Origin of the sequence: Streptomyces sp. NPDC006372 (assembly GCF_040612515.1) — a bacterium.
Taxonomy (GTDB): domain Bacteria; phylum Actinomycetota; class Actinomycetes; order Streptomycetales; family Streptomycetaceae; genus Streptomyces.
The window spans coordinates 92,320-104,572 of the sequence record NZ_JBEXQJ010000016.1; the positions used below are offsets into that span (position 1 = coordinate 92,320).

13 protein-coding genes and 1 pseudogene are annotated in these 12,253 nt (G+C 69.2%); 9 read left to right on the top strand and 5 right to left on the bottom strand.

Annotated elements, in window-relative coordinates; translation table 11 throughout:
* Nucleotides 1-429: 429 nt before the first annotated feature.
* Nucleotides 430-592, top strand: a pseudogene (locus ABZ016_RS23385) (MBL fold metallo-hydrolase); the annotation flags it as partial.
* 172 nt (nucleotides 593-764) lie between these two features.
* Here ABZ016_RS23385 and ABZ016_RS23390 read toward each other — a convergent pair.
* Nucleotides 765-1,220, bottom strand: a complete 456-nt coding sequence (locus ABZ016_RS23390; RefSeq protein WP_356918589.1) for a hypothetical protein — start codon at nucleotides 1,218-1,220, stop codon at nucleotides 765-767.
* Between ABZ016_RS23390 and ABZ016_RS23395 the strand changes: the two genes are divergently transcribed.
* Genes ABZ016_RS23395 through ABZ016_RS23420 form a run of 6 tightly spaced genes read left to right on the top strand, consistent with a single transcriptional unit; the run spans nucleotide 1,219 to nucleotide 7,469 of the window.
* Nucleotides 1,219-2,235: a zinc-binding dehydrogenase gene (locus ABZ016_RS23395; RefSeq protein WP_356918590.1), complete on the top strand. Its 1,017-nt coding sequence runs from the start codon at nucleotides 1,219-1,221 to the stop codon at nucleotides 2,233-2,235. The genes ABZ016_RS23390 and ABZ016_RS23395 overlap by 2 nt on opposite strands.
* Entirely contained in the window at nucleotides 2,220-2,651 is a 432-nt protein-coding gene (locus ABZ016_RS23400; protein ID WP_356918591.1) for a PaaI family thioesterase, read from the top strand. Before ABZ016_RS23395 ends, ABZ016_RS23400 begins: the two co-directional genes overlap by 16 nt.
* Nucleotides 2,652-2,674: 23 nt before the next feature.
* On the top strand, nucleotides 2,675-4,204 hold the full coding sequence (locus ABZ016_RS23405; protein WP_356918592.1) for a class I adenylate-forming enzyme family protein: 1,530 nt from the start codon (nucleotides 2,675-2,677) through the stop codon (nucleotides 4,202-4,204).
* A complete protein-coding gene (locus ABZ016_RS23410; protein WP_356918593.1) occupies nucleotides 4,201-4,860 on the top strand; it encodes a VOC family protein in 660 nt (219 codons plus the stop codon). Before ABZ016_RS23405 ends, ABZ016_RS23410 begins: the two co-directional genes overlap by 4 nt.
* Nucleotides 4,857-6,194 (top strand): M20/M25/M40 family metallo-hydrolase, encoded by a 1,338-nt coding sequence (locus tag ABZ016_RS23415; protein WP_356918594.1) that lies wholly within the window; start codon nucleotides 4,857-4,859, stop codon nucleotides 6,192-6,194. Before ABZ016_RS23410 ends, ABZ016_RS23415 begins: the two co-directional genes overlap by 4 nt.
* 12 nt (nucleotides 6,195-6,206) lie before the next feature.
* Complete coding sequence (locus tag ABZ016_RS23420; RefSeq protein ID WP_356918595.1) at nucleotides 6,207-7,469, top strand: MFS transporter; 1,263 nt, start codon at nucleotides 6,207-6,209, stop codon at nucleotides 7,467-7,469.
* Between the two features lie 16 nt (nucleotides 7,470-7,485).
* On the opposite strand, the gene ABZ016_RS23425 is transcribed toward ABZ016_RS23420, so the two are convergent.
* Genes ABZ016_RS23425 through ABZ016_RS23435 form a run of 3 tightly spaced genes read right to left on the bottom strand, consistent with a single transcriptional unit; the run spans nucleotide 7,486 to nucleotide 10,180 of the window.
* Entirely contained in the window at nucleotides 7,486-8,460 is a 975-nt protein-coding gene (locus ABZ016_RS23425) for a LysR family transcriptional regulator (protein WP_356918596.1), read from the bottom strand.
* Entirely contained in the window at nucleotides 8,457-8,978 is a 522-nt protein-coding gene (locus ABZ016_RS23430; RefSeq protein WP_356918597.1) for an N-acetyltransferase family protein, read from the bottom strand. The genes ABZ016_RS23425 and ABZ016_RS23430 overlap by 4 nt, the downstream gene beginning before the upstream one ends.
* Nucleotides 8,975-10,180, bottom strand: a complete 1,206-nt coding sequence (locus ABZ016_RS23435) for a M20 family metallopeptidase (RefSeq protein ID WP_356918598.1) — start codon at nucleotides 10,178-10,180, stop codon at nucleotides 8,975-8,977. Before ABZ016_RS23435 ends, ABZ016_RS23430 begins: the two co-directional genes overlap by 4 nt.
* Nucleotides 10,181-10,413: 233 nt before the next feature.
* On the opposite strand from ABZ016_RS23435, the gene ABZ016_RS23440 reads away from it, so the two are divergent.
* Nucleotides 10,414-10,599 (top strand): hypothetical protein, encoded by a 186-nt coding sequence (locus ABZ016_RS23440; protein ID WP_356918599.1) that lies wholly within the window; start codon nucleotides 10,414-10,416, stop codon nucleotides 10,597-10,599.
* Nucleotides 10,600-10,784: 185 nt separating this feature from the next.
* Nucleotides 10,785-11,783 (top strand): winged helix-turn-helix transcriptional regulator, encoded by a 999-nt coding sequence (locus ABZ016_RS23445; RefSeq protein ID WP_356918600.1) that lies wholly within the window; start codon nucleotides 10,785-10,787, stop codon nucleotides 11,781-11,783.
* 212 nt (nucleotides 11,784-11,995) lie between these two features.
* Here ABZ016_RS23445 and ABZ016_RS23450 read toward each other — a convergent pair whose 3' ends face one another.
* Complete coding sequence (locus tag ABZ016_RS23450; protein WP_356918601.1) at nucleotides 11,996-12,169, bottom strand: hypothetical protein; 174 nt, start codon at nucleotides 12,167-12,169, stop codon at nucleotides 11,996-11,998.
* Between the last annotated feature and the right edge of the window lie 84 nt (nucleotides 12,170-12,253).

Sequence of the window (12,253 nt, forward strand, 5' to 3'; positions counted from 1 at the left end):
ACGCCGCGGACGGCCGCCCCGGCGGGCGACCCCGCCTCGCTCGCGGATCTCGTGGCGGGCTTCGGCGGCCCTGCCGGACCGGAGACCGTCCTGGGCCGCGGCCCAACGGTGCCTGTGGACCTGCCGTCACGCCACCGAGCTGACCGTCATCCTGACGCACGAGGACGGCGTACTGCAGGTCGCCGTCCGCGAAGACGGCCGGGGCGGCACCCAGATGCCCCACGCCGCCCGCGCTGGAGGACTCCAGGTAGCCGTTCGTGGTCGTGCCGATGCCAGTGAGTCCGCGATCCTGTCCCGCGCACCGGAACGGTGACCGGGCGCGTCTCGTACGCTCCGTGCCTGCGAGCCGAAGGTGCCCGCGTCGGCACCGACGGCCTGCAGCGGTGCCGACGCCTCGGGGGTAATTCTTCACGGAAGGGCGCGTCCAGCGTGTTCTTCATGGACACCATCGAGAGCCGGCTCTCGGCAACCGCAGCTACCTCGCAGGCGGCGAGCGCACAGCAGCGGCCGTCGACCCCCCACGCGACATCGACCAGGTGCTGGCCGCGGCGGCGCGGCGTTGGTGCGGATATCCGACGTCGTCGAGACGCACTGACACTGCGGGGAGATGCCCCTGGCCGCGGGCTCGGGACCTCGGGTGGGCCGCACACGTCCGTCGTCATCGCGAGGAACGAGCGCATTCGATGGCGCATGCCAACGCCCATGAACGAGGGGCTGAGGTGGACAAAATTTGGCCCACGCGACGAAGCTCGACAAGCGGCTTTTTAGTACTTGGATATCAAAACGCCGACGGAAGTCCATGATTTTTCATGAAATTGAAATTGGCTGTATAGAAAGCGCCAGTCCGGAAAGGCTGGGCCCCTCATCATCGCCGTGATTTGTTCCTGCGTGGCGGAAATTGCATCGAGGATGGTCGCGGTATTACGGGCGAGGACCTCGCCCGCGCCAGTCAGCCGCAGCCCCCGGCACACCCGCACGAACAACGCAGCGCCCAGCGGCCGTTCCAGCCTTCCGCCTTCATCGAGTACCTGTAGCTGCTGCGTGTCGAACTCAGCCGAAGCGTAGGGCTGCCCTGCCGCCGACGCCTGACTATAAGGCCGCGTTATGGACTCCCTCAGAAATTGTGACTTGCATTGCGCTCCTTCCCCGAACATCTTGTTTACGCAGAACGAATTCCAGGCGAGAACAGAAGTGGGGCAGCTGACCATGACGGCAACCATGCGCGCGCTGACGCTCGGCGGGCACGGCACCATCGACTCGTTGCGGCTCGTCGACGACTATGCCCGCCCGGAACCGTCGGCCGGGCAGGTGCTGCTGCGCGTGACGGCGAGTTCCTTCAACTACCACGACATCTTCACGATCCGGGGCATGCCCGGGATCACGATCCCGTTCCCGATCATCATCGGTCTGGATGTCGTCGGTGTGGTCGAGGAACTCGGCGCCGGGGTTACGGGACGGCGGCGCGGTGAGCGGGTGATGGTTCATCCGACAGACCCGCTCAGGGGGCTCATCGGCGAGATGTACGACGGGGGCATGGCCCAGTACGCCACTGTGGACGCCGGCCTGCTGATCCCGTTGCCAGACGCGGTGACCGACGTCCAAGCCGCGGCCCTGCCGATCGCCTACGGCACCGCACACCGCATGATCGTGGGGAAGGGGGCCGTGCACCCGGGGGACAAGGTCCTGATTCTCGGGGCTTCCGGCGGGGTGGGCACCGCGTCGGTGCTGCTGGCCAAGCGCCTCGGCGCTCACGTCGTGGCCGCGGTCGGCACCGAGGAGAAGGGCAAGCGGATGCTCGAAATCGGTGCCGACGAATACGTCAATTACCGCGAGCACGCATTCGACCGGTGGGTTCGGGAACGGTTCGGTAAGCCGGGGCGGCTCCGCGCCGATGGCGGTGTCGACGTGGTGGTCAACTTCACCGGTGGGGACACTTGGCAGCCGACGTTGCGCTGCCTGAAACGCGGCGGGCGGATCCTCACCTGTGGTGCCACCGCCGGGTTCGACCCAGTCGAGGACCTGCGCTACATCTGGTCGTTCGAGCTGCAGGTCATCGGCTCGAACGGGTTCGCCACCGAGGATTTCACCGCACTGCTGGACATGGTGGCCAGTGGTGCGATGGCGCCGCTCATCGACGACGTGCTGCCGCTGGACCGCGCGGCGGAGGGCCTGCGCCGGGTCGAGGACCGCGAAGTGATCGGCAAGATCGTGATCGACCCGTGGGCGGCCTCGTGAACGCCGCGCCGGCCGGCACGATCGAGGACCGGATCCGCCTCTCGCCGTTTCACACCTGGCTCGACTTGCGGGTGCTCGAGGCGGACGCGTCGCAGTTGCGGCTGCGGGCCACCTGGCGTGAAGAGTGGTCCAACGGCGACAGCCGGCATTCGACACACGGCGGCATCGTCGCTGCCCTGCTCGATCTCGCCGCAGACTGGGCGATCGCGTGCGCGGGCGGGCAAACCGCTCCGACATTGGACTTCGCCGTGCAGTACCTGCGAGCCGCGAAGCCAGGCGACCTCGTCGTGGTCGGCCGGGTGCTGAAGCTGGGCCGGTCGGTGACCTTCGCCGAAGCCGAAGTCCTTGACTCTGACGGAGAAACTGTCGCGGTCGGCCGCGGCACCTACGCGTCGTTCACCAAAGCGGCCGGCTGAGGCGGCAGAAGGGCAGGCACAGCATGGCTTTGCGCAACCAGGGGGACCGGATCTGCCGCGACAACCCGGACCAGCCTGCGATCATCCAGGCCACGGACAGACGCTGCCTGACCTACCGGCAGTTGGAGAGCGCCGTGCAGTCGGCAGCTGCGTTGGTCCGCGAGCGAACCGAGCCCGGCCAGTCGGTCGGCATTCTCGGGGAGAACAGCTCTGCCTGGATCATCGCGTTCTACGCCGTGCAGCGGGCCGGTGGCGTGCCCGTGCCGATCAGTCACCGGCTGCCCGCCCAAGGGGTGTCGGCGGTGGCCGGTAACGCCGACCTGGTACTGGCGTTCACCGATTCCGTGCACGCGCACCTGCGCCACGTCGAGACGATTCCCCTGGAACGCGTGCACGTACTGCCGCCCCGGCCGTTCAAGTCCGTTCAGCCGCAGCCGGACGACCTCGCGATGATCCTGTACACCTCGGGCACCACGGGGCAGCCCAAGGGGGTCGAGTTGACGCAGGCCGGGCACCTGTGGGCCATCGACCAGTCGACAGCCGACAATCCCGGCGCCGGGTCCCGCACCCTGGTTTCGGCGCCGCTCTACCACATGAACGCGCTGACCAACACGCAGCGGCTGCTCGCCTCCGGCGGCACGATCGTGCTGCTGCCCCGGTTCGAACCGGTCGCCTTCCTGACGGCCGTCGCGCGGTACCGGGTCAGCCATCTCAGCGGCGTGCCCACCATGTTCGCGATGCTGGCCGCGCACGCCGACGTCCTCGACCGCCTCGACCTGTCGTCCGTCCGGCGGATCGGGATGGCTTCGGCTCCCGCGGCCACGGCGTTGTTCCGGCAGCTCGGCACGTGGTTCCCCGGCGCCGAGATCGCGTTCGGCTACGGCACCACCGAATCCGGCCCGATCGTCTTCCGCAGGCACCCCGACGGCCGCCCGACGCCGCTGGGCTCGGTCGGCACCGCGCATCCCGCGGTGGACGTGCGGCTGGTCGACGCGGCCGGAAATCCAGTTTCCGGGCGCGGGGTGCTGGAGGTGCGCTCACCCGCGCTGATGCGGGGATATCGCAAGCGGCCGGACCTCGCCGTACCGGTGACCGCGGACGGCTACCACCACACCAAGGACCTCTTCCGGGTGGACGACGACGGGTTTTACTTCTTCGAGGGCCGGGAGGACGACATGTTCGTGACCGGCGGCGAGAACGTCTATCCGCGCGCCGTCGAGTCCGTGCTCGAAACGCATCCTGCCGTGGCACAGGCCGTCGTCGTCGGGGTGCCCGACGAAGCGAAGGGTCGCAAGCCGGTGGCCTTCGTGACGTTGTCCGGTGATGCGGTGGTGAGCGAGGACTCGCTCAAACAGCACGTCCTCGCCCAGCTGGAGCCGTTCGCGCATCCCCGCCGGATCTGGATCGTCCCCGACCTCCCCCTTTCGCCGACCCACAAGCCGGACCGGGCCCGCTTGGCCGCCGACGCACTCGACCGGCTCGGCACGGCTGCTGCATCCGGCCCCCGGCACGGAGCATCCGTGGTGCCCTCGCGATGCGGAGCAACTCGATGACACTTTCGGAGACCCTGGACCACCTGGTCCTCGCATGTCCCGATCTCGCCGGCGGAGCGTGCCGGTTCACCGAACTGTCCGGCATCCGGCCGGTTCCCGGCGGCAGCCACCCGAATCGCGGGACTGCCAACCTCCTGGTCGGGATGTCCGTCGCCGGGTCCGCCGAAAGCCGGACGTACCTCGAGATCATCGGCCCGGACCCGCAGCAGGGCACGGCGGCCCTGGACCGGCTCGGCCTGGACGTGCAGACGGTGACCGGTCTGCGGCTGCACACCTGGGCCGTCCGGCCCGGCGACTTCGACGCCCAGGTGCGGCAAGCCCGGGCCGGGGGAGTCGAGGTCGGCATCGTGTGCGATGCCGCCCGCACGACTCCCTCCGGTGCCGCGCTCTCCTGGCGGCTGACACGGCGCGAGCCCTTGCCGCTCGCCGGCTGCCAGCCGTTCCTCATCGACTGGGGCCGGACACCACACCCGTCTGCCCGGCTCGAACCCGGAATCACCCTGGAGGAGCTGGAAGTTCGCAGCCCTGCCGCGGCCGGGACCCGTGCCACCCTCGCCTTGCTGGGCGCGGAGGTGCCGGTCGTCGACTCGCCCGCCTACGGGCTCCGGGCCGTTTTCAGTGGCCCGGCCGGACGTTTTGAGGTGATCAGCGGATGACCGCGGCCCTCGACCGGGCCCAGGACGAGGCCGTCGCCTTCACTCAGGACCTGATCCGGATCGACACCAGCAACTTCGGCGACGGCCGGTCGCGCGGGGAACGGCACGCGGCCGACTACGTCGTCGCACGGCTACGGGAGGTCGGCCTAAGTCCGGTCATACACGAAAGCGAGCCGCGGCGTGCCAACGTCGTCGTCCGGCTGCCCGGCGCAGACCGCGCCCGAGGGGGCCTGGTCGTGCACGGACATCTCGACGTGGTCCCGGCCGATGCGGGCGAGTGGAGCCGCGACCCGTTCGGCGGGGACATCCTGGACGGTGTCCTTTGGGGCCGCGGTGCCGTCGACATGAAGAGCACCGACGGTGCGATCCTCGCTGCCGTCCGCCATCTCGTGGCGGAACGCATCAGCCCACCACGTGATCTGGTGATCGCCTTCTTCGCCGACGAGGAAGACGGCGGCACCCGTGGTGCGCACTGGCTGGTCTCCCACCATCCCGAACTGTTCGACGGCTGCGACCAGGCCATCGGCGAAGGCGGCGCGTACAACATCCCGCTTGCGACCGGTGACGGGCATCAACGTCAGGCCTACCTGCTCAGGTCCGCGGAAAAGGGGCTGTGCTGGATCAGGCTGCGCGCCAGGGGAAAACCCGGTCACGGTTCCTACCCGCACCCGGACAGCGCCGTGGTCCGGCTCGCGAAGGCACTGGTCCGCATCGGCGATCACCGCTGGCCCGTCGAGCACCTGCCGTCCATGGCGGGCTTGATCGACGGCATCGAATCGATAACCGGCCGCTCGTTGCGCGACTGCTCCGCCGAGCAGCAGGATGCCCGGCTCCGGGAGATTCTCGGCGAGTCCTACCTGAAGGTGACCGGCGCCCGACGCGACAGCGTGAACATCACCAGGCTGCACGCGGGCGGCAAAACCAATGTCGTGCCCGGCGTCGCCGAAGCCGTCCTCGACTGCCGATTCCTGCCCGGCCACGAAACCCTCGTCGTCGACACGATCCGCGAGCTGGCCGGCGACCGGATCGACGTCGTCGTCGAAAAGCGGGCACCTGCGATCGACGCGCCACTCGACGTTCCGCTCGTCGACGCCATGCGGTCCGCGATTCGCGCCGAGGAGCCTGGCGCACAATTCCTGCCCTACTGCAGTTCCGGCGCGACCGACAACAAAGCACTGCACCGGCTCGGGATCCACGGCTACGGATTCGCGCCGACCCGGCTCCCGGCGGGCATGTCGTTCGCCTCGCTCTTTCACGGAATCGACGAACGCATCCCGGTCGAGGCCATCCGGTTCGGCACCAGGGCGCTCCTCCGGTTCCTCGTCCACTGCTGACCTTGGAGTCCCATGCGAGACAGAAACGCCACCACCCGGCGCGGCAGCGGATATCGCTGGGCTGTTCTGGCCATGTGCTGGGCTGTTTTCACCATGACGTCCGTCGACCGCTCCGCCTGGGGCCCCGCCTCGCCTGCCGTCGGCAAGTCGCTCGCGGTTCCGCTCGCCGCGCTCGGCGTGTTCGCTACCGGCTACTACCTCGGCTATGTCATCTCGAACGCCGCAGGCGGCTTTCTCAACGACCGGTTCGGGCCCCGCCGCGTGCTTGGTTTCAGCGGCCTCGGCGCAGGCACCGCGATGATCCTCTTCGGCACGTCCACCTCGTTCGCGTTCGGGCTCGCGCTGCAGGCCATCGTGGGGCTGTTCGCCGGCGTGGACTACTCGGGTGGCATGAAGAGCATCGCGGAATGGTTCGATGAAAAGGAACGCGGGTTGGCTGTCAGCCTCTTCCTCACCGCGCTGTCCCTGGGCACCATCATCGCCAACGCTGTCGTCCCTCGCCTGGTCGAGGGCGGGGGTTGGCAGAACTCCTACCGGCTCTTCGGAGCGATCACCGTGGCCCTGTCGCTCCTGGCACTGGTGCTGATCCGGCCGGGACCCGAAAGGGCCGGACCAGTACGGACCGGCCGCCCGAAGCCGCTCGAAGGCCTGCGCCACGTGGTCACTAACCGCAACCTGCTGCTGGTCTGCGCGGCCGGTTTCGGGGCGCTCTGGGGTGACTACGGGTTCGTGACCTGGGCGAACAACCTGCTGATCCACGGACTCCAGATCGACGGCGAGCACGCCGCCACCATCATGATCATCTTTGCGGCGATGTCACTGGTGGTCAAGCCAGCCATCGGCCTGCTCATCCGGCGCCGCAGAATCAACCTGCCGCGGTTCGCCGTCGTCACGCTGGCCTTCTTCACCGCGGCGCTGATCGGGTTCGGGTTCGCCGTCACCTACACCCAGGCGGTGTTCCTCGCGGTGCTGTTGGGCATCGGCGCCTACGCCTACAGCCCGCTGCTCGCGACGCTGACCCAGACCTTCGCCAAGCTCGACTTCGTCGGCACGGCCGCCGGCACGATCAACGCGGTCTGGCAACTGGGAAGTGTGATCGTGCCGGTGGTCGTCGGCGCGGTCTTCGCGGCCACCGGTTCGTTCCCGCTCGCCTTCGTCGCGCTGGCTGTGGGCCCTGCTCTTGGTGTGGTGGCCGGCTGCTTCATCCGGCAGCCAGGGCAGAGCACCGCCGACCTGCCTGCGACGGCGCCCAAGAGCTTGCTGCAGGATTCGTGACCCGACGGCACCGGGCTCAGTGCCCGCCGACGACCGCCGCAGGGTGCGGGCTGTTGGTTTCCGGGCCGAACACCTGCGAAGCGGCGATGTCGCGCAGGCACGCGACAATCTGCCGGACCCCGGGGACGGGCAGAACGTCCTTCAAGGCCACGGCGCTGACCACCCGTTTGGTCAGCGGCTGCATCGGCCGCAGCACGAGCCGGTCGCGTTCCGAGGCCGCGCTGACCATGAGGTCGGTGACGATCGCGACCCCCAAGCCGGCTTCGACCAGCCGCTGAACCGCCACGAAGTCGTCGGTTTCGAACCCGATCCTCGGGCTGATGCCGACGTGCGCGCCCAGGTCCAGCAGGCTGCGCCGGCAGGTCGGGCAGCCTGCGATCCACACCTCGCCGGCCAGATCCGCGAGGCGCACCCCATTCCGGGTCGCTCGCGCGTGGCCCGCAGGCAGGGCGACATGCACGATCTCCTCGATCAGCGGGTGCCGGACTTCGCCCGTGCCGACCTCCAGCCCCGGGCCGGACTCGTCGATTATCCAGTCGTACACCACCGCGATGTCGCACTCGCCCCGGCGCAGCAGTTCCAGTGCCCGCTCGGTCTCGGCCTCGACCAGCGTGAACGACAGTCCCGGGTGGGCGGTTCGCATGGCCGCCAAGGTAGATGGAAGCAGGGTCGACACCGCGCTGGGAAAGCTCGCGATGCGGATCTGCCCCATGCGCAGCCCCGCGATCGCCTCGACCTCCGCCGTGGCGAGTGTGGCCGCGTCCAGGATCGCGCGGCCGCGCCGCAACAGCACTTCGCCCGCCTCGGTGAACCGCACCCCGCCGTGGGACCGGACGAGCAGTGGGGTCTTGACGATGCTGCGTTCCAGCTGCTGCACCTGCTGGGTGATCGCCGGCTGGGAATAGCCGAGCTGCTTGGCGGCGGCAGACAGCGAGCCGACGTCGGCGATCGCCATCAGCAGCCGGAAGTGCTTCAGCTCGAGCAGGCTCACCGCAGCAGATCGCATTGCATGAGCAGCACGTCGACCCAGCAGCCGTGCTTGTAGCCGGTACCGGTGAGCCGGCCTGCGTCGGTGAACCCGCAGCGGCGGTGCAACGCCACCGAGGCGCCACCGGTATCGGTGCCGACTGCGGAGATGACCGAGATGACCTGGCGAATCCCAGCCTCGCGGCACGCGGCGAGCAGCGCGTTGAGCAGCGTGGTGCCCAGCCCCCGGCCCGAGTACTCCGGCGCGAGGTAGATGCTGTTCTCGACGGTGTACCGGTTGGCCGGCTTGGGGCGCCAGGGCGCGGCGTAGGCGTACCCGACTATCTCCCCGCAGGCATCGGCGACCAGGAACGGCAGCCGCGCCTCGGCAAGGGCGGCGAGCCGGCGCTGCCAGTCCTCAGAGGACGGCGGTTCTTCCTCCAGCGTCACGGTGGTGTTTTCCACGTAGTGGGCGTAGATCTTGGCGACCGACTCCACGTCAGCGGTCGTGGCAGGGCGGATGGCGATGCGGTCGGCAGTCACGAGGCGGCTCCGGGACGGTCGGCGAGCCGGTGGATCGCCAGTTCGGCGAGCAGAGCCGCGCCGTCGGCCAGCACGGCGTCGTCGAATTCGGCGTACGGGCTGTGGTTGAAGGCCGCACGGTCCGGGTCGGCACCGGGCGCGCGCGCACCGAGCGCGAGCAGGCATCCCGGTACCTCGGCGAGCACCCGGGAGAAATCCTCCGTGCACGTCATGGGATTGGTCATCGACACATACCGGTCCGGGCCGAAGGTCTCGGTCACCACGCCCCGGGCGAAGGCCGTCTCGGCGGAATCGTTGACCGTCACCGGCCTGCCGTCGGCATAGCCCACGTCCGCCTCGACCTCGTGCGCGTCCGCGATGCCGTGGATCAGCCGGGTCGCCGCGGCACGCATGCGCTCGGCCGACTCCGGCGAGAAGCTGCGGATGCTCGCCTCGAACCTCGCTTCGCCGGGAATGACGTTGCTGCGGCTGCCTGCCTGCACGAGCCCGACGGTGACCACCACCGGGTCGAAGACGTCGAACCGCCGAGTGACCATGGTCTGCAACGCCGTGATCATCTCCGCGGCGGCGACGATCGGGTCCCGGGCCAGATGCGGGGCGGAGGCGTGACCGCCCTGGCCGCGGACGGTGACGGCGAGGGTGGCCAAAGCGGCGAGCACGGGACCAGGACGGCTCTGTACGATCCCCTGTGGACCGAGCGTCGAGAACACGTGCAGGGCGTAGGCCGCGTCGACGCGGCGGCCGGACGCGTCCAGCACGCCCTCGTCGATCATCAGCCGCGCTCCCTCCCAGCCCTCTTCGCCCGGCTGGAACATGAACACCACGTCCCCGGCAAGGCGGTCCCGGTGGGCGGAGAGCAGCCGTGCCGCACCGACCAGCATCGCGGTGTGCAGGTCATGGCCGCACGCGTGCATCACGCCGTCCACATGGGACGCATAGGCCAGGCCGGTCTGTTCCTGGACCGGCAATGCGTCCAGGTCGGCGCGTAGCAGCACGCTGCCTTCGCCCGAGCCGCGCAGCACCGCGGTGACCGAGGTCGCGCCCTTGCCCAAACCGATCTCCAAGGGCAGCCCGTCCAGCGCCGCCAGGACCCGCTCCTGCGTCCTCGGCAGGTTCAGTCCCACCTCGGGTTCGCGGTGCAGGGCACGGCGCAATTCGACGAGGTCACCACCAAGCGCCTTCGCGTCCACGACTACCGACATCTCGCTCCTCGTCAGTTCTGGGAGTGAGCCATCGGGCACACTCCTGGTGTCGGCCGGGGTGTAGTGCCCGTCCGCGTGGCACGAGCACTGCGTTGCGGCTGTTGACGGCCGCGCTGCTCGCGGTCGGCTACACGGGGATGGCAGTCGATCCGTTGTAGGCCGCCCAGTTCCGCCGCCGGTCGGGGGCGTCGGGAGCAAAATGCGACGCCGGCGACGCCCACGTGCCGGCTGACATGGTCCGCACCCACACAACACTGATCTGGGAACGAACCCGCCGCACCCAGCGACTGCGGCACGCCCCGCGGGATTGCTTTCCCGCCGCGCCGGCGGCGTTCGAGGATCTGGACGCCACCTACACCCTGAAGTTGCTGTCGAAAGCCCTGACCCCGGCCCAGGCCGCCCGGTTGACGATCGCGTAGATCAGCGTCGTGTTCACGTGCGCTCGCCGGCGGTCGCATCACACTGAGAAGGTCGCCGCGCGACATGTTCAACTCCTGGGATGTCTCTCCTGGGCAGAGCACTGCCCAGTAGTCTGCGACAGCGCGCGGCGCGCCTTGCGAAGAGTGAAGAATCGTGCATTGATCGGCGCCGGAGGCGATGATTCGTGACAGACCCGGTGGTCAGCGAGCGAGATCTGGAGCTGCTGCATGGTCTGCAGATCGCGCCGCGGGTGAGCTGGGCCGAGGCCGGCCGCATCCTCGGCTCGGCCCCGGCCGCGCTGGCCGAGCGCTGGGAACGGCTGCACTCGGCCGGCCTCGTCTGGATCACCGCGCATCGCAGCGGTTCCCACCGTGGCATGGTCTTCGCGCTGGTAGAAGTCGACTGTGTCCCGCGGCGGCGCGCCGACGTCGTCCGTGCGCTGTGTGCCGACCGGCGCGTGGCCACCGTCGAGGAGTCCACCCGGGGACGCGATCTGCTGCTCACTGTGCTCACCCGGGACCTGGCCGATCTGACCCGGTTGGTCCTCGACGACATGCCCGCCATCCCCGGCCTGGAACGGCAGCGCACTGCGGTGTGCACTGCCGTGCACCGCGACGGCAGCAACTGGCGACTCGACGCGCTCAACCGCTACCAGGCCCAAGCCTTCGCCGCGGCGGCGATCAGGCCCGTTCCAGGTGTGACGCCGCCGCCGAACGCGGGCCCCCTGATCGACGCGCTTGCCCAGGACGGCCGCCGCACCGCCGCGGACCTCGCACGCGTCACCGGGCGCAACCCCGCCACCGTGCGGCGGCAACTCCCGCGCCTGCTGTCCAGCGGGCTGATCCAGTTCCGCTGCGAAGTGGCCCAGTCAGTCACCACCTGGCCGATAAGCAGCACCTGGCTGGCCCGCGTCGCCCCCGCCGATCAGAAACGCACTGTCGACGCCCTCGCCACCCTCCCTGAACTGCGCATGTGCGCCTCGACCACGGGTGACGCCAACATCGCGTTCACCGTGTGGACGCACACCACCACGGACCTGATCCACCTGGAACACCGCCTCGGCACCACGCTCCCGTGGCTGACCATCCGCGACATCGGCATCAACCTCCGCACCCCGAAACGCATGGGCAGGCTCCTGACCCCGGACGGCCGCGCCACCGGGGAACTGGTGCCGCTGCTGTGATTCCCGGCGAGCCATCGCGCTGTTGGTGAGGAGGGGGTGGCCGAGGCTGCCAACAGATTGAGCAAGAAGCCGAGGAATTCCCTCCGAAGCGACCGAGCATGTCAGGGCCTTGCGACGCCAACTCTTCCGGGATCGCCGGTCCGCAAGGAGGGAGTGCATCCCCGAACGGGGTAGAGGGGCCGCACCCCGCTCGGGGGAGTGCGCCGTGCCTTTCACGAGGTGTCCCGCGTTCCAGGGCGACCGCAGGGTGTGGTTGGGAGACTCGCGTCCTGGAAGCAGCCCCACAGCGGCACCACGTCACGCTCGGTCAGCGCCGGGCGGATCACCCAGGTGTAGACGCTGTCCTTCATGCGGGTCGGGGTTGCGTTGTCGTTCTGTGCGGCCATGGAGCGACGGGGCTGGTGCTGGCATTGCCCTGTTTCCTGCGCAGGACTTCCCCACCAACTTCACTCTTAAGTCAGTCACTTGAC